The 21,526-nt window shown below is 74.2% G+C and carries 22 protein-coding genes; 13 read left to right on the forward strand and 9 right to left on the reverse strand.

Annotated features, from left to right (window positions below; translation table 11 throughout):
• The first annotated feature begins 35 nt into the window (after positions 1–35).
• Positions 36–665 carry an MBL fold metallo-hydrolase gene (locus tag AB5970_RS06645; protein WP_370503130.1) on the forward strand — a complete coding sequence of 210 codons (630 nt, stop codon included), beginning with the start codon at positions 36–38 and terminating at the stop codon, positions 663–665.
• Here AB5970_RS06645 and AB5970_RS06650 read toward each other — a convergent pair.
• From AB5970_RS06650 to AB5970_RS06690, 9 genes are all read right to left on the reverse strand, one after another.
• A complete protein-coding gene (locus tag AB5970_RS06650) occupies positions 640–3,258 on the reverse strand; it encodes a family 78 glycoside hydrolase catalytic domain (RefSeq protein WP_370503131.1) in 2,619 nt (872 codons plus the stop codon). The genes AB5970_RS06645 and AB5970_RS06650 overlap by 26 nt on opposite strands.
• 1 nt (position 3,259) lies before the next feature.
• Entirely contained in the window at positions 3,260–4,039 is a 780-nt protein-coding gene (locus tag AB5970_RS06655; RefSeq protein WP_370503132.1) for an ATP-binding cassette domain-containing protein, read from the reverse strand.
• 5 nt (positions 4,040–4,044) lie between these two features.
• Entirely contained in the window at positions 4,045–5,142 is a 1,098-nt protein-coding gene (locus AB5970_RS06660; protein ID WP_370503133.1) for an ABC transporter permease, read from the reverse strand.
• A 28-nt stretch (positions 5,143–5,170) separates the two neighbouring features.
• Positions 5,171–6,178, reverse strand: a complete 1,008-nt coding sequence (locus AB5970_RS06665; protein WP_370503134.1) for a sugar ABC transporter substrate-binding protein — start codon at positions 6,176–6,178, stop codon at positions 5,171–5,173.
• Positions 6,179–6,313: 135 nt separating this feature from the next.
• Entirely contained in the window at positions 6,314–7,192 is an 879-nt protein-coding gene (locus AB5970_RS06670) for a flavodoxin family protein (RefSeq protein ID WP_370503135.1), read from the reverse strand.
• Complete coding sequence (locus AB5970_RS06675; RefSeq protein ID WP_370503136.1) at positions 7,189–8,106, reverse strand: ketopantoate reductase family protein; 918 nt, start codon at positions 8,104–8,106, stop codon at positions 7,189–7,191. Before AB5970_RS06675 ends, AB5970_RS06670 begins: the two co-directional genes overlap by 4 nt.
• Complete coding sequence (locus AB5970_RS06680) at positions 8,103–9,077, reverse strand: GlcG/HbpS family heme-binding protein (RefSeq protein ID WP_370503137.1); 975 nt, start codon at positions 9,075–9,077, stop codon at positions 8,103–8,105. Before AB5970_RS06680 ends, AB5970_RS06675 begins: the two co-directional genes overlap by 4 nt.
• Positions 9,074–9,868, reverse strand: a complete 795-nt coding sequence (locus AB5970_RS06685) for an SDR family NAD(P)-dependent oxidoreductase (protein WP_370503138.1) — start codon at positions 9,866–9,868, stop codon at positions 9,074–9,076. Before AB5970_RS06685 ends, AB5970_RS06680 begins: the two co-directional genes overlap by 4 nt.
• Positions 9,869–9,911: 43 nt before the next feature.
• The gene (locus AB5970_RS06690; RefSeq protein ID WP_370503139.1) at positions 9,912–10,628 is read right to left on the reverse strand and encodes an SDR family NAD(P)-dependent oxidoreductase; all 717 of its coding nucleotides are present in this window, start codon (positions 10,626–10,628) and stop codon (positions 9,912–9,914) included.
• A 186-nt stretch (positions 10,629–10,814) separates the two neighbouring features.
• On the opposite strand from AB5970_RS06690, the gene AB5970_RS06695 reads away from it, so the two are divergent.
• From AB5970_RS06695 to AB5970_RS06750, 12 genes are all read left to right on the forward strand, one after another.
• A complete protein-coding gene (locus AB5970_RS06695) occupies positions 10,815–11,639 on the forward strand; it encodes an IclR family transcriptional regulator (protein WP_370503140.1) in 825 nt (274 codons plus the stop codon).
• Positions 11,636–12,205, forward strand: a complete 570-nt coding sequence (locus tag AB5970_RS06700) for a carboxymuconolactone decarboxylase family protein (RefSeq protein WP_370503141.1) — start codon at positions 11,636–11,638, stop codon at positions 12,203–12,205. Before AB5970_RS06695 ends, AB5970_RS06700 begins: the two co-directional genes overlap by 4 nt.
• A gap of 81 nt (positions 12,206–12,286) precedes the next feature.
• Complete coding sequence (locus AB5970_RS06705; RefSeq protein ID WP_370503142.1) at positions 12,287–13,171, forward strand: fumarylacetoacetate hydrolase family protein; 885 nt, start codon at positions 12,287–12,289, stop codon at positions 13,169–13,171.
• A gap of 4 nt (positions 13,172–13,175) precedes the next feature.
• Complete coding sequence (locus AB5970_RS06710; protein WP_370503143.1) at positions 13,176–14,018, forward strand: fumarylacetoacetate hydrolase family protein; 843 nt, start codon at positions 13,176–13,178, stop codon at positions 14,016–14,018.
• The gene (locus tag AB5970_RS06715) at positions 14,015–15,217 is read left to right on the forward strand and encodes a 4-hydroxybenzoate 3-monooxygenase (protein ID WP_370503144.1); all 1,203 of its coding nucleotides are present in this window, start codon (positions 14,015–14,017) and stop codon (positions 15,215–15,217) included. Before AB5970_RS06710 ends, AB5970_RS06715 begins: the two co-directional genes overlap by 4 nt.
• Before the next feature lie 2 nt (positions 15,218–15,219).
• Entirely contained in the window at positions 15,220–15,978 is a 759-nt protein-coding gene (gene pcaH, locus AB5970_RS06720; RefSeq protein ID WP_370503145.1) for a protocatechuate 3,4-dioxygenase subunit beta, read from the forward strand.
• Complete coding sequence (gene pcaG, locus AB5970_RS06725) at positions 15,971–16,528, forward strand: protocatechuate 3,4-dioxygenase subunit alpha (protein WP_370503146.1); 558 nt, start codon at positions 15,971–15,973, stop codon at positions 16,526–16,528. Before pcaH ends, pcaG begins: the two co-directional genes overlap by 8 nt.
• On the forward strand, positions 16,525–17,718 hold the full coding sequence (locus AB5970_RS06730; protein WP_370503147.1) for a lyase family protein: 1,194 nt from the start codon (positions 16,525–16,527) through the stop codon (positions 17,716–17,718). Before pcaG ends, AB5970_RS06730 begins: the two co-directional genes overlap by 4 nt.
• Positions 17,715–18,911 (forward strand): alpha/beta fold hydrolase, encoded by a 1,197-nt coding sequence (locus tag AB5970_RS06735; RefSeq protein WP_370503148.1) that lies wholly within the window; start codon positions 17,715–17,717, stop codon positions 18,909–18,911. The genes AB5970_RS06730 and AB5970_RS06735 overlap by 4 nt, the downstream gene beginning before the upstream one ends.
• On the forward strand, positions 18,886–19,671 hold the full coding sequence (locus tag AB5970_RS06740; protein WP_370503149.1) for a CoA transferase subunit A: 786 nt from the start codon (positions 18,886–18,888) through the stop codon (positions 19,669–19,671). The genes AB5970_RS06735 and AB5970_RS06740 overlap by 26 nt, the downstream gene beginning before the upstream one ends.
• On the forward strand, positions 19,671–20,306 hold the full coding sequence (locus AB5970_RS06745; protein WP_370503150.1) for a CoA transferase subunit B: 636 nt from the start codon (positions 19,671–19,673) through the stop codon (positions 20,304–20,306). The genes AB5970_RS06740 and AB5970_RS06745 overlap by 1 nt, the downstream gene beginning before the upstream one ends.
• Entirely contained in the window at positions 20,303–21,517 is a 1,215-nt protein-coding gene (locus AB5970_RS06750) for an acetyl-CoA C-acetyltransferase (RefSeq protein WP_370503151.1), read from the forward strand. Before AB5970_RS06745 ends, AB5970_RS06750 begins: the two co-directional genes overlap by 4 nt.
• Positions 21,518–21,526 lie beyond the last annotated feature (9 nt).

The following is a 21,526-nucleotide window of genomic DNA, read 5'->3' on the forward strand; positions in this document are numbered from 1 at the left end:
TGGAAGTGATGTTCTGACAGTGAGAGTATGGCCGCATGCAGCTCACCCACCTCGGCCACGCCTGCCTCCTCGTCGAGACCGACGGGGCGCGGCTCCTTCTCGACCCGGGCACCCTGTCGAGCTTCAAGGACGTGCGCGACCTCGACGCCGTCCTGGTCACGCACCAGCACCCGGACCACGTCGACATCGCCCGGCTCGGCGCGCTGCTCGAGGCCAACCCCGCCGCCACCCTGGTGGTCGACGCGGACACCGCACCCGCCGTGGCCGGCCTCGGTGCGACGGTCGTCGTCGCCCGGCCCGGCGACCGCCTGACGTTCGGCGGCTCGACGGTCGACGTCCTGGGCGACCTGCACGCGGCCGTGTGGGCGGACGTGCCGGGCTGCACCAACGCGGCGTACCTCGTCGACGACGGCGCGCTCTTGCACCCCGGCGACTCGTTCGTGCTGCCCGGCCGGAACGTCGACGTGCTCGCCGTCGCCATCGACGGGCCGTGGCTCAAGTTGGCCGAGGCCGTCGAGTACGTGCGCGCCGTGGCCCCCCGCGTCGCCGTGCCGATCCACGAGGGCGAGACCACCGACCCCGCCAAGTACGCGGGGATGCTCGCCGCCTTCAGCCCCGACGGCGTCGTGCGCCGGCTGGTCACGGGCGAGGCCACGACCCTGTGACCCGTCGGCGGTGCGCGCCGGGACCGACGGTCTCGCGTGACCCGTCGGGCAGCACCAGCTCCGCGGACGTGCCGGGAGGCACCTGGACGTCGAGCTCGAACCCGCCGCCCTCGATCCGCCAGGCCACCTCGATCGGGCCGAACGGGCTGTCGTGCCGCAGCGTCGCCCACGTCAGCCCCCCGCCCGGCACGGGGCGGACCCGCAACGCGCGGTAGCCCGGCGCGGTCGGCTCGAGGCCGGCGACGTGCCGGTGCAGGAAGGACGCGACCGCGCCCTTGCTGTAGTGGTTCAGGGACGCGTGCGCCACCCCGTCCGCATCGACCCCGTCCCACCGCTCCCACATCGTCGTGGCGCCCCGGTCGATCATGGCCAGCCACGACGGCTCGGTGTCCTGCAGGAGCAGCTCGTAGGCGGCGTCGGCGTGGCCCGACGCGGCCAGGGTCGGCAGCAGCAGCCCCGTCGACAGGAAGCCGGTGCCGAGGTGGCCCCCCGCCTCGGCGACCAGCCGGACCAGCGCGTCGGCGACGGCCGGGCGCAGGTCGTCGGGCACCAGGCCGAACGCCAGTGCGCGGACGTGCGACGCTTGCGTCCGGACCCGGAGCGTGCCGTCGGCCGCCACGAACTCGGCCTGCCAGGCGGCCCGCGCGCCCTCGGCGACCCGGCGGTACCGCTCGACGTCCTCGCCGAGCAGCTCCCCGACCTGCACCATCGTCGCCGCGGAGCGGTGCAGGTACGCGGTCGCCACCTCGGACTTGTCGGCACCCACGAAGGCGCGGAAGTCGCCCACCTCGACCCCGGGTTCGAGCCACTCGCCCCAGTGGAAGCCGATGTCCCACAGGAACTCCTCGTGCGGCGCGGCGACGGGCCGTCGGGCCGCGCGGTCCGGGTGCCGGCCCTGCGCGGCGCCGCGGATCGCGAAGTCGAGCCACCGGGTGGCCGCGGGCCACGACTCGCGAAGCAGCGAGAGGTCCCCGTAGGCCTGGTAGAGGTCCCACGGCGTCGCGACGACCACGTCGCCCCAGCCCGCCGAGCCGTTGAGGAAGCCGATCGGGCCGTCGAAGCCCTCCGCGGGCGGGCACGGCGACATGTTGGCGACGCAGCCGTCGGCACGCTGGTCGAGCGCCACGTCGCGCAGCCACTTCCGGCTGAAGCCGAGCACGTCGTAGAGGGCCGCGGCCGTCGGCGCGAACACCTGCCAGTCCCCCGTCCACCCCGCCCGCTCGCGCTGCGGGCAGTCCGTGGGGATGTCGCACACGTTCCCGCGCAACGACCACACGACCGCGTCGTGCAGGCGTCGCACCCGCTCGTCGCTGCAGGCGAACCAGCCGGTGCGGCGCAGGTCGGAGTGCACGACCACGCCGGTGACGTCGTCGGGCGTCAGGGTGCCCGGATGGCCCTCGACCCGGACGTAGCGGAACCCGTGGGTGGTGAAGCGCGGCTCGAACGCGTCGCCGGGACGCCCGGCCGAGGTCACGACGTCGACCTGCCCGAGCGGCAGCGGGTCCGGGACCACGGGAAGGTCGACGTCGAGGTGCGTGGTGGTCAGGTCCCCGTCGGCGTCGAGGTGCTCGCCGTGCCGGAGCACCAGCGTGGTCCCGGACGGCCCGAGGTCGCGGACCCGGGTCCAGCCGTTGACGTTCTGCCCGAGATCGACGATCGAGGCGCCGTCCGGCCGCCGCGCGACCGCGACCGGGCGGAGGTCCTCGACGCGCCGGACGGGCGGCGCGACGGGGCCGACGACCGCCACGTCCACCGGCACCTCGACCGCGTTCCCCCAGCCGGGGTCGGCGGTCTCGTGGACGGAGGGGTCCACCAGCCGCCGGTCCTCGTGCTGGCCCGCGATCAGATCGGCGGCCAGCACGTGCGAGGGGCCGGTCTGCCAGTGCTCGCCCGTCGCGGCCAGGGTGGTCCATCCCGGGCCGTCCCTCGCCTCGAGCTGCAGGCGCAGGGCAGGCTGGGAGCCGAACTGGTCGGTGGCGCGAGGCGCTCCGACCTGGCCGCGGTACCACCCGTCGGCCACCAGCACCGCGATGACGTTCGGACCGGGCCGCAGCAGTGCCGTGACGTCGAACGCCAGCCGCTGCACGCGTCGCGCGTACTGCGTGTACCCGGGCGCCAGCTCGACGTCGCCTACGCGCCGCCCGTTCAGGAACGCCTCGTAGAGCCCGAGTGCCGTGACGTGCAGGCGCGCGTCCGCGCCGGCCGGCACGTCGACGACCGAGCGGAACCACCGGGCCGACCGCCCGGCCTCGCGCGCTGCAATCCAGTGCGCCGACCAGTCGGCCTCGTCGAGCAGGCCGCTCTCGAGCAGGACGGGCTCGCTCGCCGGGCTCTGGCCGAGGTCGGTCCACACGGTCACCCGCGCCCGGCAGCTGCGCCGCGACCGGTCGAACACGGGCACCTCGACGTACGACTGGCGCTCGGACTCCACCACCCCGGTGTCGTACCCGTCGTCGGTCGCGATGCGGTAGGCCGTCTGCCGGGTGGCGCCCTCGGGCAGCCACCACGACAGCGCGGGCCGGTCGCCGCGCCCGAGAGGGTCCCCGCCGACGACGTCGACGCGGACGGCCCTCGGCGCGAGCGGTGCGGGCACCTCAGACGAACATCGAGGCGCGCGCCCCGGTGATCCAGCCGACCAGCTGGTCGTTGTCGGTCTCGGCCGTCGGCAGGTCCGCCACCTTGCGCCCGCGGTTGAGCACGGCGATGCGGTCGCACACGGCGGTCGCGAGCGGCAGGTTGTGCGTGACCAGCACGATCGCGATGCCCTGGTCCGCCATCCGCCGGATCAGCGCATGCACCACCTGTGTCTGCTCGTAGCCGAGGGCGGCCGTGGGCTCGTCGAGCAGCAGGATGCCGTTCTGCTCGCCGGACACGCGCGTGGCGCTGCGGGCCAGGGCGACGACCTGACGCTGACCGCCGGAGAGCATCTCCACCGGGCGGGTCATGGCCGCGGTCCGGACGCCGAGCTTGTCCAGCTCGGCCTCCGAGCGGCGGCGCTGCGCCTTGTGGTCGACGAACCCGAGCGTGCCCAGCAGCCCCTTGCGCAGGATCTCCCGGCCGATGTTGAGGTTCGTGGCGATGTCCAGCGGCTCCACCAGCGCGAGGTCCTGGTAGACCATCTGGATCCCGGCCCGCGTGGCATCGCTGGGCGCGTGGAACTCGACCTCGGTGCCGTGCACCCGGAGCGTGCCGCCCGAGGGGCGGTGCGCACCGGACATCACCTTGAGCAGAGACGACTTGCCGGCTCCGTTGTCGCCGAGCAGGCCGACGACCTCGCCCTGCCCCACCCGGAAGTCGATCGAGTCGAGGGCCCGGACGTAGCCGTAGTGCATGTCGACGGCCTCGAGCTCGAGGGCCGGTGCCTGGTCCGTCATGGCGTTCACCGCGTTCCCGTGTGGACGGATGCCTGCGCCGTGGCCATGAGCCGGCGCGAGACCGTCATGGAGATCCAGCGCTCGAGGCCGAGCGAGCCGAGCAGCAGCAGGCCGGTGACGCCTGTCGCCCAGTACGGCTGGACGCCCTTGATGGTCAGGCCGTTGGAGATCGTCGCGAGCACCAGGGCGCCGACCAGGACGCGAGGCAGGCTGCCCCGACCGCCGACGAGCGAGACACCGGCGAGGGCGACGGCCGTCAGCGCCGTGAAGATGATGCCCGGGCTGGCCGACGGGCTGGCCTCGGTGACCGTGGCCGCGGTGACGAGCCCACCGAGGGCGGCGCAGCCGCTGCTGATCATGAACGCCAGCACGCGGTACCGGTTGCTGTGGATGCCGGACCGGCGCACGGCCTCGGCGCTGCCGCCGACCGCCATCAGTCGGATGCCGTCCCGGGTCCGGGTCAGGAAGACGGTGCCGACCAGGAAGAGCACGGCGACGATCCAGACCGGCGCCGGCACGCCCAGGTAGCGCTGGGTGCCCATGAAGTCGAGGGCGTCGAGGCCGGGGATCGTGTAGCCGCCCGCGATGATCGCGGCGGCGGCGGACGTCAACGAGAGCGTCGCGATGGTCACGATGATCGGGTTGAAGCCGCGCAGCGACACGAGCCCGTTGAGCAGGCCTACCAGCGGCCCCACGGCCAGACCGGCCAGGAGGGCGAGCCAGACCGGCGCGCCGTTGATCATCAACCAGCCCGTCAGACAGCTGGCCAGCGCGGCGACGCCCGGGATCGACAGGTCGAGCGCCCCGCAGATGATCCCGACCGCGACACCGGCCGCGAAGATCGCGCTGATGGCCGCCGCGTTGGCGATGAGGATCGCGTTGTTCAGGCTCGCGAAGTAGGGGCTGCACCAGAAGCTGAACGCGAGGATCAGCAGCCCCCACAGCACGAAGATGCCGCGGTCCCGGAGGAAGATCAGGCCGCGCACCCCCGCGCTGTCGCCGACGGGCGACGGTGCGGGCGTGGGCGAGGCGGGCGGTGCCGGCACGGTGGCCCCCGGCTCGTCGGGGGCCACCTGGCCGTGCGCCTCGGTGGGCAGGCTCATCGTCACGTCTCTTCCCTCACGCGCCCGGTCAGCTGCCGGCCGTGATGACCTTCTGCGGAACCGTGAGCATCGGGCCGACGGCGGTCGGGTCCTCCTGCATCGTGACCAGGGTGTCGAACGACTGCGTCATGTCGTCGCCGAACTGCAGGGCGACGGACGCGAAGATCGTGCCGTCCTTGACCAGCGCGAGGACCTCGTCGTTGCCGCCGAACTCGACGATGCACGGCAGGTCCTTGCCCGCCGCCTTGAAGGCACCGATGGCGCCGAGCGCGCCCTCGTCGTTGGCCGCGGCGACCGCGTTGGCGTCGGGCTGGCCCTGCAGGATGTTGCCCACGTCGGTCTGCGAGGCGGCGCGGTCCGAGATGGTCCAGCTCTGCACGATCTTCGCCTTGGGGGCGGTCTTGGCGAGGGCGTCCTTGAACGCCTTGTCGGACTCCTCCTTGCCGGCCGTGCCGGCCGCCGACTCGCCGTACAGGACGTTCGCGGTCCCGCCCATCTTCTCGTTGATGCACTTGCCCAGCTGCTCGCCGACAGCCGTGCCGCCGGCCGCGTAGTCGATCGTGTCGAACGAGATGCCCGGCTGCGGGCCGTCGAATCCGTAGTCGGCCGGGACGCCGTTGATCAGGACCGGGATGCCGCTCGACTGCGCCTTCTTGAGCACGTCGCTCATCGACTTGGGGGCGATCGCGATGATCCACGCTGCGCCTGCTCGGCCGGAGTCGAGCACCTCGGTGACCTGCTGGACCTGCTTGGTCGGGTCGAGGCTCGGGTCCTGGACGATGACCTCCCAGCCCTGCGACTTGCCGTAGCCCGTCACGCCCTCCGACAGGCCCTTCATGGCGGGGACCTGGAGGCCGATCGGCGAGAACGCGAGGGTCTTGGGCAGGCTCGAACCGGACGAGCCGGTGTCCGAGGCGCCGGGCGTCGACGCGGTGTCGTCGCCGCTGGAGCCGCTGCACGCGGCGAGAAGGCCGACGACGGTGACGAGCGCGAGGCCCGACATCGTGCGGGTGTAGTGCCGGCGGGACAAGCTCACGGGGATCTCCTTTGATGTCCGCGGTGATGAGGCGCTTTCACATCGTGAAAGTAACTTTCCATCTAGCACCAACCGTAGAGCGACGACGAGCCGTTGTCTACGTCCCGGCCCGTCGTGACGAAACTGTGACTGTGCTCAGGGGGCCGGACGGGTGACGGGAAACCCGGCGTACGCCGCGGCGCGCTCGTCGATGACGTCGCGCAGGCCTGCGTGCCGCCGGGCGGTGTCGACGATCTCGACGTAGTGGTCCCGCTTCTCGTCCATGGAGATCACCGAGGTGGTGAGGTCGGTCCACTCGACCGCGAAGTCGTCGGCGAGCCGTCCCCGCGCCCCGCAGGTCGCGCACTCGACGTCCCGGCCCGAGAGCACCACGACGTCGAGGCGGCACATCGGGCACGCCCCGGGCGGGCCGAGGTACTCGGCCTCCTGCCACGGTCGGCCCCGCTGGCTCGCCACGTGGTGGCCCAGGGCGGCGGCGCGCCGGAGGGCGTCGTCGTCGAGCACGACGGACCGGGGCGTGCCGGCGCCGTCGACCACCAGCTGGTCGACCACCTTGAGGTGCATCGAGAACGCGAGGGTGTGCATGACGGGCAGCGCGAGCGCCTTCCACTGCGTCGTCAGCGACCCCCCGCAGGCGATGAACGCGGCCACCCGTGGCCTGAGCACGCGCTCGTCCACCCGGAAGGGCACCACCGGTTCGGCCCCGGCCCGCCTCGCCTCGAGCAGCCCCTGGATGATCGCCGCGTCCGCGTTGGGCCCCAGGAGCAGGTCGGCGAGCACCTTGAGCCGGCCCGGCACGGTGCGGCTGATGATCGGCGCGCTGACCACCCACGCGTCGCAGGCCACCAGGCGCTCCCAGAACCAGTCGGCGTCCTCGGGCAGCCGCAGCTCGTCGAGCCGCACGAGCTCCACCGTCGCCCCGTCGGCCTCGGCCGCGCGCAGCGCCTCCACCAGCAGGATCTCGGCGCTTCCGCCGGGGACCCCGCACCCGAGCCCGAGCACCTGGCCCGTCATGACCAGGAGCTCTCGAGCCCGTGCACCAGCGCGACCATGGCGTCGTGCTGCGGCGTGGCGACGCCCACCCGCGCGCCCTCGAGCGCGATGCCGCCGTTGAGCACGTCGACCTCCGTCGTCCGCCGGGCCAGCACGTCCTGCAGCATCGACGGCTTGTGCCAGAAGGCCTCGTCGATGGCCTCCTGCACCGACTCCGCGGGCTCCCGGAGCAGCACGATGCCGGCCGCCGCGCACACGGCGAGCGCCTCGGCCACCAGGGCGTCCACCTGAGCGCGCAGCCCGGGGTCCGTGCACACCTGGCCGACTGTGAGGCCCGTGAGCGCCGACAGCGGGCTGGTCGCCGCGTTGAACACCACCTTGGTCCACTGCGGTCCGCGGGCGTCGGCCATCGCGTGCGTGCGCAGGCCGCCCTCGGTCAGCAGCGCCGCCAGCCGTGCGATCTCGTCGGCGCCCGCGGGGCTCGGCTCGAACGGCCCGAACCACGAGTCGCCCGGGGCGTCGTACCGCACGGTGCCGGGTGCCGTCACCGCGCCGGCCGTGACGATGCTGCCGCGGATGACGTGCGGCACGGACTCGGCGACGACCTCCTCGTTGCCCAGGCCGTTCTGCACGCTCACCACCGCGGCGTCGGCGAGCGCGGACCGGGCCGCCTGCACCGCCGCGCGCGTGTGCTGCGCCTTCGTCGCGACCACGCCGAAGTCGCACGCGGGCAGCTGCGCGGCGTCGGTCACCGCCCGCACGGGGGCGACGAAGTCGGCGTTGCCCGTGACGCGCAGCCCGCCGCTCTCGATCGCGGCGACGTGCTCGGACCACGGGTCGACCGCCCAGACCTCGACGCCCGGCACCCGCGCGAGGTGCGCGGCGTAGAGGCTGCCGATGGCCCCGCACCCGAGGACCGCGACCCGCACGGTCACGACGCCGCCGCCAGCGCGGCGATGTCGGCGCAGGTCTGCGGGTCCGCACCGCCCACGCCGAGGCCGCCGACCACCCGGCCCCCGATCACCAGCGGCACTCCCCCGGGCGCGGCCAGGAAGGGCGCGGGCGACAGGGTGCCCAGGGCCGCCGCGGCGGCACCGAAGGACGTCGCGAGCTCAGCGCTGGGCACGCCGAAGCGCGCGGCCGCGGAGGCGGTGGCGAGCGCGACGTCGACGCCGCCGGCGACCGCGTCGTCCATGCGGTCCTGCTGCACGGGATCACCGCCGCGGTCGACGACGGCCACGCTGACCCGGACGCCGAGCGCCTGGGCCCGGGCCATCGCGGCGTCGCACAGGGCGATCGCCCAGGTCAGCTCGTCCTGGGCGCTCGCGCGCGGCGCCGGCTTCATGCCGAGGCTCGCCTCGGGCGCGACGACGAGATCCCCGAACCGCGCCTCCCAGCGCGCCCGGTCGTCGCCGTGCTGGCCGACGTAGCCGCCGCCCAGCGCGTACGCGACGAGCAGGTCCTCGGGGTTGGCCGGCTCGCCCTCGGCGCTGACCACCTCCGGTGCGACCCCGGCCGGGAGGAAGGGGCTGACGGTCGCGCCCGAGGCCGCCACGCCGCCGACCACGACCCCGTCGCGCAGCACGGGCATGCCGCCGGCCCCGGGGAACACCGCCTCAGGAGACGCGGCCACGAAGCCCGTCGAGATCGGCACCGGCAGCACGGTCATCCGGTGCAGGTGCTCGGCGCTCGGGATCTGCTGCGTCGCCGAGATCCACGCCTTCGACCGCGCCCGCGCCATGCCTCCGGGCCCGCCGTGGTCGAGCCGCGAGGCGGTGACCAGCGCGCCGCTCGCTCCCACCACGGCGACGCCGCCGCGCAGTCCGAGCTGCTCGGCCTTGTCGACCGCGCGCTGCACCAGGGCGCGCGCCTCGGCCAGCGGCAGGTCGCGCGGGTGCGTGCTCACGCCCCGACCATGTTGTAGCCGCCGTCGGCCACCATGTAGGTGCCCGTGATGTGCGCCGCGTCGTCGGTGGCCAGGAACAGCGCCGGGCCCGCCATCTCGGCCGGTCCGGGGATGCGGCCCATGGGCGTCAGGGCGCGGAGCTGGTCGCCGCGACCCTCGCGCCAGTCCTTGCGGCCCAGGGTCGCCTCGGTCTCGATGAACCCGGGCGCGAAGATGTTGACCCGGACGGTCGGCGCGAAGGCGTGCGCGTACGACTTGGTGGCACCGAGCAGGCCGTACTTGGCCGCCGCGTACTGCGGGGCCCGCGCGCTGCCGCGGACGATGACGGTCGACCCGATGTTGACGATGGCGCCGTGGCCCTGGTCGAGCATCCGCTGCCCGAACTCGTGGATGCACGCCATGGTCCCCTTGATGTCGACCGCCAGCACGTGGTCGATCGACTCCTCGGTGATGTCCCGCCACGACATCTGCTCGCGCGCGACGTCCCCCACGTTGTTGATCAGCACGTCGACCTGGCCGAGCGCCTCGAACGCGGCGTCGGCCATCGCGGCGACCTGCGCCCACTCGATGATGTCGGCCTGCAGGAGCACCGCCTCGGCGCCCTCGGCGCGCACGCGCTCGGCGGTCGCCTCGGCCCCGGCCGCGGAGCTGCGGTAGTGGATCCCGACGGCGCGGGCGCCCTCCTGCGCGGCGCGCACGGCGATCTCGGCGCCGAAGCCGGTGCCGGCCCCGGTGACGACGACGGAGCGGCCCTCGAAGCGCCGCGGGACGGGGACGGGAGCGAGAGGCACGGCGGTGTGTCCTTTGCGGTTCGGTGGATCGGGCGGGTGACGGTCAGACCAGCGTGCGGCCGCCGTCGATGTACACACACTGGCCGGTGATGAACCCGGCGCGCTCGGAGAGCAGGAAGGTCACGGCGTCGGCCACCTCGGCCGGACGGCCCAGCCTTCCCGCGGGGACGAGCGACTCCAGCTCTTCGCGGTGGCCGTCGCGCGCGAGGTACGTCCGGGTGAGGTCGGTCTCCACGTAGCCGGGGCCGACCGCGTTGACGCTGACGCCGTGGGGCGCCCACTCGCGGGCCATGACCCGCATCATCTGGTTGATCCCGCCCTTGGTGGCCGCGTACGGCGCGTGGTTGGCGTGGGCCAGCAGGGCCGAGACGGAGGACACGAAGACCATGCGGCCGGTGCCGGCCGCGACCATCCGGCGGCCGACCTCCTGCCCGAGCCACCACGCCGTGGAGAGGTTGAGCGTGAGGATGGACTCCCAGTCCTCGTCGGCGAGCTCGAGCACCGGGCGCCGGTCGTTGCGGCCGACGGCGTGCAGGAACACCTGCGGGGTCCCCACCAGCGAGGCGGCCTCCTCGACCACGGCGCGGCTGGCCTCGGCCGTCGACACGTCGGCCAGCAGCGTGAGCACCTCGGCGCCCTCGTCCTTGGCCCCGCGCGCGACGGACTCGAGCGCACCCTCGTCGATGTCGGCGACGACCACGCGCGCACCCTGGACCGCCAGGCTCACCGCGCTCGCGCCGCCGAGCCCTCCGGCGCCCACGACGAGCGCTGGCCTGCCCCCTAGACCCAGCCAATCCCCCATGGACTCCGGTGTCCCTTCATTCTCACATCATGAAAGTCGCTTTCCCGTAGACTATGGTAGACACCGCGAGCCTGTCCAGGCATCGCCCACCCCGCGCCCTAGGCTGACGCGGACCAGTCGGGACGACGAGCACGGAGGACACCGATGCCCCCCAAGACCAAGGTCGCCACCGCCGCCGACCCGGCCGAGGCTGCCGAGAAGCGCGAGTACCGGGTCGAGGCGCTGGCCAAGGGCCTGCGGATCCTCAGCCTGTTCGACGAGCAGCGACCCACCTGGCGCGTCACCGATCTCGCCGCCGCCGCCGGGCTGCCGATGCCCACCGTGTACCGCGTGGTGCAGACGCTCGCGTCCGAGGGGTATCTCGACCACCTGCCCAACGGCGACTACCGCCCCGGCGTCCGCACGCTGACGCTCGGGTCGGCCGCGCTGCGCAGCCTCGACCTCGTCGGCGTCGCCACCCCCAGGCTGCAGCGCCTGGGCGAGAGCACCGGCGAGACCGTGAACCTCGCGGTGCTCACCGGCGACCACGTGCTCTACCTCGTGCGGCTGCGCAACTCCGACCTGGTGACCGCGAACATCCAGGTGGGGTCGACGCTGCCCGCCGTGACGACGTCGATCGGCAAGCTCCTGCTCGCCCACCTCGACGAGGACGACCTGGCGTCGCGGATCACGCCGGAGTCGTTCGCCGCACAGCACGGCCCGAACGCGAAGGTCTCCCTCGACGAGCTGCGGACGGAGCTCGAGCAGATCCGTCAGCAGGGCTGGGCCATGCAGGACGAGGAGCTGGCCTACGGGCTGCGGTCGGTCGCCGGCCCGGTCACCGGCGAGGGCGGGCGCGTCGTCGCCGGCGTCAACCTGGCGGTCCAGGCGCGCGACTGGTCCACGCAGCGCATCGTGCGCGAGCTGCGACCCACGCTGCTGGACACGTGCGCGGAGATCTCCGCGCTGCTGTCCGGCGGCCACGCGTGACCCGGGTCCCCCGGCTCGACCCCGCCTCTCTCGACGAGGCACAGCGCGCGGTGTACGACGCCGTCACCGGCGGTCCCCGCGCCCAGGGTCCCGCGCTGTTCCGGCTGGTCGACGACGCCGGCGCCCTGGAGGGGCCGTTCAACGCCTTCCTCCTGCAGCCCGGCGTGGGCATGGCGCTCCAGGAGCTCGGCGCGGCCGTGCGCTACCGGACGACGTTCTCGGACCGGGAGCGCGAGATCGCCATCCTCGTGGTCGCGGTCCACCGCGACTCCGCGTTCGAGTGGTACGCCCACGAGGCCGTCGGGCGCCACGCGGGGCTCACGGACGCGGAGCTCCAGGCCCTGCGGGAGCACGACTACGACGTGCTCACGTCACCGTCAGAGCGCGTCGTGGCCCGCTCGACGCACCAGCTCCTGGACTCCGGCGACCTCGACGACGAGGCGTTCGCGCAGGCTACGGACGTGCTCGGCCTCCCCCAGGTGTTCGAGCTGCTCACGCTCGTCGGCTACTACGACACGCTGGCCCTTCAGCTGCGCGTGCTGCGCGTCGCCGCACCGCCGCACTGACCGCCGCCTCGCTTGACAGGTGGACCGTCGCCTCATCAGAATTGTGAAACTAACTTTCGTAGAGTGAAAGAGGGTCGAGCGATGAAGCTCGTGACGTTCAACGAGGGCCTCGTGGGGTACCTCGACGGTGACGAGGTCGTCGAGCTCGGCGTCGGCTCCACGCGGGAGTACTTCGAGCGGGGCGGTGACGTCGAGGAGACCGGACGCCGGTTCTCGCGCGACGCGGTCCACCTGCGGGCGCCGATCGTGCCCAAGAAGTTCTTCCACACGGCCGGCAACTTCGCGGCCCACCACGAGGAGCTCGCGGCGGTGAACTGGTCGCACCCGGTGCACAAGGGCATCGTCTTCTTCCAGAACGTCGACGCGATCATCGGCCCCGACGACGCGATCGTATACCCCGAGGGCCTCACGCGCGAGATGGACTACGAGCTCGAGCTGGGCGTCGTCATCGGCAAGAGCGGCAAGTTCTTCGGGCCCGAGGAGGCCGAGGACTACATCGCCGGCTACCTCGTGTTCAACGACATCACGGCGCGGGACATCCAGCGCCGCGAGATGCAGTCGGGCGTCTTCTCGTTCTCCAAGGGGATCGACACCTTCTGCCCGATCGGCCCGTGGATCGTCACCAAGGACGAGATCCCGGACCCGCAGAACCTGCGCATGGAGCTGCGGGTCAATGGCGACGTCCGGCAGCAGGGCAACACGTCCGACATGATCATCTCCCTGCCGCACCTGGTCGCCTACCACTCGGCGCAGGGCTACAGCGCGGGCGACATCATCACCACCGGCACCATCTCGGGCGTCGCGGCGATCCAGCCGAACCCCTTCGACTTCTACCTGCAGCCGGGCGACCGGATCGAGGCGGAGATCGAGGGCGTCGGCATCCTGCGCAACCACGTGGTGCCGTGGAGCGCCGCGCACGACACGGAGCCGTACACGACGGACCTCTACTCCCCCACCAACGGCTGACGCGATGAGGTTCGGCACCCTCGACGGACGGTTCGCGCTGGTCCGCGACGGGCGCGCCCTCGACGTGGCCACCGCGTCCGGCGGCGCTCTCCCGGCGGACCCCGTGGCCGCTCTCGAGCGCTGGTCGGACGTCGTCTCCTGGGCGCCGGGCGCGGACTGGTACGGCGGGGTCGCGGTGACCCCCGACCAGCTCGGGGCTCCGGTCCCGGCCCCTCGGCAGGTGTTCGCGATCGCGCTGAACTACCGGCCGCACGCCGCCGAGGCCGGGTTCGTGGCGCCCGACGAGCCGCTCGTGTTCACCAAGTTCCCCACCAGCATCACCGGCCCGGTGACCACCGTCGAGCTGCCCGAGGGTCACGTCGACTGGGAGATCGAGGTGGTCGCCGTCATCGGCCGCGGCGGGTACCGGATCCCCCGCGCCGAGGCGTGGGACGCCGTCGCGGGCCTCACTCTCGGGCAGGACCTCTCGGAGCGCGTGCAGCAGCTGCGCGGGACCCCGCCGCAGTTCTCGCTGGCCAAGTCCCACCCCGGGTTCGGACCCACCGGGCCCGTCGTGGTGACGCCCGACGAGCTGCCCGACCGCGACGACGTCGGCTTCGCGTCCCGGATCGGCGACGAGGTCCTCCAGCAGGGCCGCACGAGCGAGCTCATCTTCCCGGTGGACGACCTGGTCGCCCGCCTCTCGGCCGTGTGCCGCCTGCTCCCGGGCGACCTGATCTTCACCGGGACGCCCGCCGGCGTGGGCAACCGCCGCACGCCGCCGCGCTTCCTGCGGCCGGGCGAGACGCTGGTGAGCACCGCGGAGGGCATCGGGGACATCCGCCAGACCTTCGTCGCCGCGCCGTGAGCGGTCCCGTGCAGGAGACGACGGGCGTCGCGATCGTCGGCGCGGGGCCGGCGGGGCTCACGCTCGGCCACATCCTCGCCCAGGCCGGCGTGCCGTTCCGCATCCTCGAGGCCACCACGCGCGAGCACCTGCTGGGCCGCGTGCGCGCCGGCGTGCTCGAGCAGGGCACCGTCGACCTGCTCGCGTCGCTCGGCCTGGACGACGACCTGCGCCGCCGGGGCCTGACCCACCACGGGATCTACCTGCAGTACGAGGGCGAGCGCCACCACCTCGACTTCCCCGAGCTGGTCGGACGCACCGTGACCGTCTACGGGCAGCAGGCGCTGGTCGCGCACCTGCTCGCCGAGCACGAGCGCGCCGGGTCCGACATCGTGTTCGAGGCGGCCGACGTCCAGGTGCGCGGCGTGACCGGGAGCAGCCCGGGCGTGCGCTACCGCGACGACCGCGGGGAGGTCGAGCTCGCGTGCGACGTCGTGATCGGCGCGGACGGGTACCACGGGGTCTGCCGCCGGTCGCTGCCGCCGTCGGAGCAGGTCACCTGGGAGCGCACGTACCCGTACGCCTGGCTCGGCATCCTGGCCGAGGTCGAACCCTCGACGGACGACCTGGTCTACGCGCTGCACCGCGAGGGGTTCGCCATGCACTCCATGCGGTCGCGCCAGGTCTCGCGCCTGTACCTGCAGGTGGCTCCCGACGAGTCGATCGACGACTGGAGCGACGCGCGGATCTGGGACGCCCTGCAGACGCGTCTCGGCGTCGACGGGTGGACGCTCGCCGAGGGGCCGATCACCGAGAAGTCGATCACCCCGATGCGGAGCTTCGTCGCCTCGACGCTGGCCCACGGCCGCCTGTTCCTCGCGGGCGACGCGGGCCACATCGTGCCGCCGACCGGGGCGAAGGGCCTCAACTCGGCGATCGCGGACGTGGCGCTGCTCGGCCAGGCGCTGCTCGACGAGCGGGCGGGAGACCCCACGGGGCTGGCCAGGTACAGCGACCAGGCGCTGTCCCGGCAGTGGAAGGTGCAGCAGTTCTCGCAGTGGATGACCGAGATGCTGCACGTGCACCACGACGAGCCGGACGCCTCCGCGCGCGGGTTCCGCTACCGCAGCCAGGTGGGCCAGCTCGAGTACGTCACCCGGTCCCTCGCGGCCCGGCAGAGCCTCGCCGAGCAGTACGCCGGCCTGCCCTTCAGGGAGTGAGCATGTCCGAGCTGAGCCAGGAGACGATCTCCGCCGAGATCGCCGCGCGTCACGCCCGCGAGCAGGGCCGGCCGGGCGTGCACCCGCACCGCGACTTCGCGCCGTACCGCTCGACGCTGCTGCGCCACCCGACGCACGAGCTGGTCCGCGCCGACCCCGAGGAGATCGAGCTGGTCTCCCCCGCGTTCGGGCACACCGACGTGGCCGCGCACGAGTCGGACCTGACCATCCAGCACGCGGGCGAGCCCCTGGGCGAGCGGATCATCGTCACCGGGCGCGTGCTCGACGGCGAGGGGCGGCCCGTCCGGAACCAGCTGATCGAGGTCTGGCAGGCCAACGCGTCGGGACGCTACGTGCACAAGCGCGACCAGCACCCGGCCCCGCTCGACCCCAGCTTCACGGGCGTCGGCCGGGTCATCACGGGCGACGACGGCTCCTACCGGCTCGTCACCATCAAGCCCGGCCCGTACCCGTGGCGCAACCACCGCAACGCGTGGCGCCCGGCGCACATCCACTTCTCGTTCTTCGGCACCGCCTTCACGCAGCGGCTGGTCACGCAGATGTACTTCCCCGGCGACCCCCTGTTCGGGCTCGACCCGATCTACCAGTCCATCACCGACCCCGCCGCCCGCGCCCGCCTGGTCGCCGCGTACGACCACGACGTCAGCGAGCCCGAGTGGGCGCTCGGCTACCGGTGGGACGTCGTGCTCACCGGCCCCCAGGCCACCTGGACCGAGCCCGAGGACGCCGACCATGCCTGAGCAGACCCCGGGCCAGACGGTGGGCCCGTTCTTCGGGTACGCGCTGCCCTACGCCGGCGGACCGGACGTCCGGGCGCCCTGGCAGCCCGACGCGATCCGGCTGCACGGCGTCGTGCTCGACGGCGCCGGGTCCCCGGTCCCCGACGCGATGATCGAGGTCTGGGGAGCCGACGCCGACGGCCGGCCCTCCACCGAGCGTGGCTCGTTCGACCGGGACCCGCACGGGTTCACCGGCTTCGGGCGCTGCGCGACCTCCCTCGACGGCCGGTACGCGTTCAGCACGGTCAAGCCCGGACCCACCCGTTCCGGGTCCGCGCCGTACGTCCTGCTCGCGGTGTTCGCGCGCGGCGTCCTGCACCACCTGCTGACCCGCGCGTACTTCGGCGACGAGCCCGACGCGAACGCGTCCGACCCGCTGCTGAGCCGCCTCGACGCCGACCGGCGCGGGACGCTGGTCGCCGCGGTGGACGGCCCCCGCTCCTACCGGTTCGACGTCCGGTTGCAGGGACCCGACGAGACGGTGTTCCTCGACTACGGGACGCCGCGATGACCGCGGGCGACTGGGGCCTGCTCCAGCCGACGACCGCGGGCACGCGGGACGCCGCCGGGGACGACCAGGTGCTCGCCGCGATGGTGCGGGTGGAGGCCGCCCTGCTGCGCGCGTGGGCGGCGGTCGACGACGAGGGGGACGGCGGCGCGGCGCGGCTGCTCGACTCCGTGGCCGCCGACCCGACGGCCCTCGACCGCGACGCGCTCGTCGCCGGCGTGGCGCGGGACGGCGTCGCCGTCGTCGCCCTGGTCGGGCTACTGCGGCAGCGTCTCGACCGCGCCGGGCTGCCGGCCGCGCGGCTGCATGCCGGCGCCACCAGCCAGGACGTGCTCGACACCGCCCTCATGCAGGTGGCGCGCGCGACGTTCGCGCAGGTCCGGGTGCGGCTGGTCGCCGCCGGGACGGCGCTCGCGGTCCTGGCGGACGCGGAGCGCGACTCGCCGCGGGTGGGGCACACGCTCGGCCGCAACGCGGCGCCGACCACCCTCGGGGTGCAGATCGCCGGCTGGCTCGACGGAATCAGCTCGGCCGTCGCCGCGGTGGACGGCACCCGCTTCCCGGTCCAGCTCGGCGGCGCCGTCGGCACCGGCGAGCAGGCCGACCGGGCCGCCGGGCGGCCCGGGACGATCGAGGCCCTGCGCGCCACCCTGGCCGCCGAGCTGGGCCTCGACGACCCCGGGCGGTCGTGGCACACCGAGCGCACGCCGGTGCTCGCGGTGGCGACCGCGGCGTCGACGGTGACAGCCGCTCTCGGTCGGGTCGGCCGCGACCTGGTCATGGGCTCGCGCGAGGGGGTCGACGAGCTCGGGCTCGCCGGCGGCGGCGCGTCGTCGGCCATGCCGCACAAGCGCAACCCGGTGGGGCCCGTCGCCATGAGCGCGGCCGCGCTGCAGGCTCCGGGCCTCCTGTCGACGGTCGCCCGCGCGGCCGTGTCGGTGGACGAGCGGCCGGCCGGCGAGTGGCACGCCGAGTGGTCGGCGCTGCGGGACCTGCTGCGGCTCGCGGGCGGCTCGGCCGACGCCGCCGCGCGCACGGTGTCCGGCCTCACCGTGCACCGCGACGCCGCGGCACGGAACCTGCGGAGCGCCGACGTCGGTCCGGCGGACGCCGTCACGCTGGCCGCCTGCCGCCGGGTGGCGGACGCCGCGATCGCGCGCTTCCAGCACACCCTGGGCGGTGAGCGCCCGTGAGCGTCCCCCGGCTCCGCGGGTCGTTCGTGCCGGGCGCGGCGCCCGCCGCCCACCACGACCTGCTCGTCCTGCTGCCCTCGCTCGGCACCACCGCCGCGCTCTGGGACGGCGTCGTCGCCGGGCTGCGCGCGGACCCGGCGACCGCGGCGCTGCGCCTGCTGCGCATCGATCTGCCGGGTCACGGCGCGAGCCCGGCCACGGCCGACCCCGTCACGGTCGCCGACCTCGCCGCGGGCGTGCTGGCGGTGGTCGACGAGGCCGGCGGCGGGTCGTTCCACGTGGCCGGGGTCTCGCTGGGGGGTGCCGTGGCCCTCGAGCTCGCGGCCGCGCACCCGGACCGCGTGCGCACGCTCACCCTGTGCTGCAGCGGGGCCCGGATCGGGACCGCCCCGAGCTGGGCCGAGCGGGCCGCGGCAGTCCGGGCGGGCGGGACCGCCTCGCTCGTGGCCGGCAGCGCCGCACGCTGGTTCGCACCCGGCTTCCTCGAGCGCGGCGACCCCGCGGGTGCCCGCGCCCTGGACGCCCTGCTGCAGGTGGACGACGAGTCGTACGCGCGCTGCGCCGAGGCGCTCGCCTCGTTCGACCGGTCCTCGACAGTTCCCACGATCGCCGTCCCGACCCTGCTGGTGAGCGGCGGGCACGACGCGGTGACGACGCCCGCCTCGATGCAGGAGCTCGCCGAGAGCCTCCCGCACGCGGCGCACGCGACCCTCGCGTCCGCCGGCCATCTGGCCGTGCTCGAGCAGCCGCGCGCCGTGGTGGCCCTCCTGCGCGACCACCTCGGCGGCCCCGACGACGCCCGGGCCCGCGGGATGCGCGTGCGTCGCGCGGTGCTCGGCGACGCGCACGTCGACGCCGCCGTCGCAGCGACCACGCCGCTGACCGCGCCGTTCCAGGACTTCCTGACCCGGTACGCGTGGGGCGAGGTCTGGTCCCGGCCGGGCCTGTCGCGCCGCGACCGGTCCATCGCGACGCTCGCCGGCCTGGTCACGGGCGGCCACGAGGCGGAGCTGCGGATGCACGTGCGCGCCGCGCTGCGCAACGGGCTCAGCCCGGACGAGATCGCCGAGGTCGTGCTGCACACCGCGCTGTACGCCGGCCTGCCGGCCGCGAACTCCGCGATGGCGGTCGTGCGCGACGTCGTCGCCGACACCCAAGGAGAACCTGATGGACAAGACCGTCGCGACGGCTGACGAGGCCGTCGCCGACATCCCGTCCGGCGCGTCCCTCGCGGTGGGCGGCTTCGGGCTGTCCGGCGTGCCCATCGCCCTCATCCGGGCGCTGCTCGCCCGGGGGGTCGACGAGCTCGAGGTGGTCTCGAACAACTGCGGGGTGGACGGCTGGGGGCTGGGCGAGCTGCTCGCCGCCGGCCGGATCCGCCGGGTCGTGGCCAGCTACATCGGCGAGAACAAGGAGTTCGCGCGCCAGTACCTCGGCGGCGAGGTCGAGGTCGAGCTCACGCCGCAGGGCACCCTGGCGGAGCGGCTGCGCGCCGGGGGCGTCGGCATCCCCGCCTTCTACACGGCAGCGGGGGCCGGCACCGCGGTCTCCGACGGGGGCATGCCCCTGAGGTACGCCCCCGACGGGTCCGTGGCCCTGGCCAGCGCGCCCAAGGAGCTGCGGCCGTTCTCCGCGTTCGGCCGCAGCCGCGAGTACGTGCTCGAGGAGGCCATCCGCACGGACTACGGCCTGGTCCGCGCGGCCGTGGGCGACCGGCACGGCAACCTGCGGTTCGAGAAGTCGACCCGCAACTTCAACCCGCTCGCCGGCATGGCCGGTGCCCTCACGATCGCCGAGGTCGACCAGCTGGTGGAGCCGGGCGAGCTGGGCCCGGACGACATCCACCTACCGGGCATCTACGTCGACCGCGTCGTGCTGCTGAGCCCCGAGCAGTCCGCCGACCTGCCGATCGAGAAGACCACCGTCCGGCCGCGCCCGTCCGTGGAGATCTGATGCCGCTCACTCGTGACGAGATGGCCGCCCGCGCCGCCCGCGAGCTGCAGGACGGCTCCTACGTGAACCTCGGCATCGGGCTGCCCACGCTCATCCCGAACCACCTCCCGCCGGGCGTCGAGGTCGTGCTGCACTCCGAGAACGGCATCCTCGGCGTCGGCCCCTACCCCTGGGAGGGCGAGGCCGACCCCAAGCTCATCAACGCCGGCAAGGAGACCGTCACCGTCCTGCCCGGCGCCGCGTACTTCGACTCGGCCGCGAGCTTCGGCATGATCCGGGGAGGCCGGGTCACGCACGCGGTGCTCGGCGCGATGCAGGTCTCCGCGGGCGGCGACATCGCCAACTGGGCCGTGCCCGGCAAGATGGTCAAGGGCATGGGCGGGGCGATGGACCTGGTCAACGGTGCGGCCCACGTGCTCGTGGTCATGGAGCACGTGGCCAAGGACGGCTCGGCCAAGATCGTCGAGCAGTGCACGCTGCCGCTGACGGGGCGGGCGTGCGTCGACCGGATCATCACCGACCTGGCGGTGCTCGACGTGACCGCCGACGGGCTGCGGCTTGTCGAGCTCGCGCCGGGCGTGACGATCGAGCAGGTCCGGGCCGCGACCGGCGCACCGTTCGAGGACGGCCGATGACCGAGCTCCGCGAGGTCGTCGTCTGCGCGCCGCTGCGCACGCCCGTCGGGCGCCTCGGCGGGGCGCTGGCGCCGCTCGACGCCCGGGCGCTCGCGGTCGCGGTGCTGCGCGCCCTGCTCGACCGGACCGGCCTGGACCCCGCGGCCGTCGACTCCGTCGTCGCGGCTCAGGGCTACCCGACGATGGAGTCCCCCGCCCTCGGCCGCGTCGCCGCCCTGGACGCCGGCTTCCCGATCACCACGACCGGCTACCAGCTGGACCGGCGCTGCGGCTCGGGGCTGCAGGCCGTGCTCAACGCCGCCATGGAGGTGCAGACCGGCGTCGCCGACGTGGTGGTCGCCCTCGGGGTGGAGTCCATGTCGAACGCCCCCCTGTACACCGAGCAGGGCCGTCGGGGAGTCCCGCCCGGCGGCCTGCTGCTGCACGACGCGCTCGCCCGCGGACGCGAGACGGTGGGCGGGACCCGCTACCCCACCCCGGACGGCAACGTGGGCACGGCCGAGACCCTGCGCGCGGAGTACGGCATCGGACGTCGGGAGCAGGACGCCCTCGCGCTGCGGTCGCACCAGCGCGCCGTCGCCGCGCAGGCCTCCGGCGCGTTCGACGCCGAGATCGTCCCCGTGGAGGTGCCCGGTCGACGCGGCAGCGTGGTCGTGGACCGCGACGAGCACCCGCGCCCTGACTCCACGCTCGACGCCCTCGCCGCGCTGCGGCCGGTGCTGCTCGCGACCGATCCGGACGCCACGGTCACCGCGGGCAACTCCAGCGGTCAGAACGACGCGGCCGCGGCGTGCGTCGTCACCACGCCCGACCACGCCCTCCGCCTCGGCCTGACCCCGATGCTCCGGCTGCGGTCGTGGGCGGCGGCCGGCGTCGATCCCCGCCGCTTCGGCATCGCGCCCGTCCCCGCCACCCACCTGGCGCTGGCCCGGGCCGGCGTCGCGCTGGCCGACGTCGACGTGCTCGAGCTCAACGAGGCGTTCGCGGTCCAGGTCCTCGCGTGCCTGGCGGACTGGCGGATCGACCCCGAGGACCCTCGCGTGAACCCGCGCGGCAGCGGCATCTCGCTCGGCCACCCCATCGGCGCCACCGGCATCCGCATGCTGGCGACGCTCGCGCACGAGCTGCCCGCGCTGGACGGCACGCTCGCGGTCGAGACGATGTGCATCGGCGGCGGCCAGGCCCTCGCGGCGGTGTTCGAGCGAGCCTGACGGCCAAAC

Origin of the sequence: Cellulomonas sp. ICMP 17802 (genome assembly GCF_041295535.1) — a bacterium.
Taxonomy (GTDB): domain Bacteria; phylum Actinomycetota; class Actinomycetes; order Actinomycetales; family Cellulomonadaceae; genus Cellulomonas.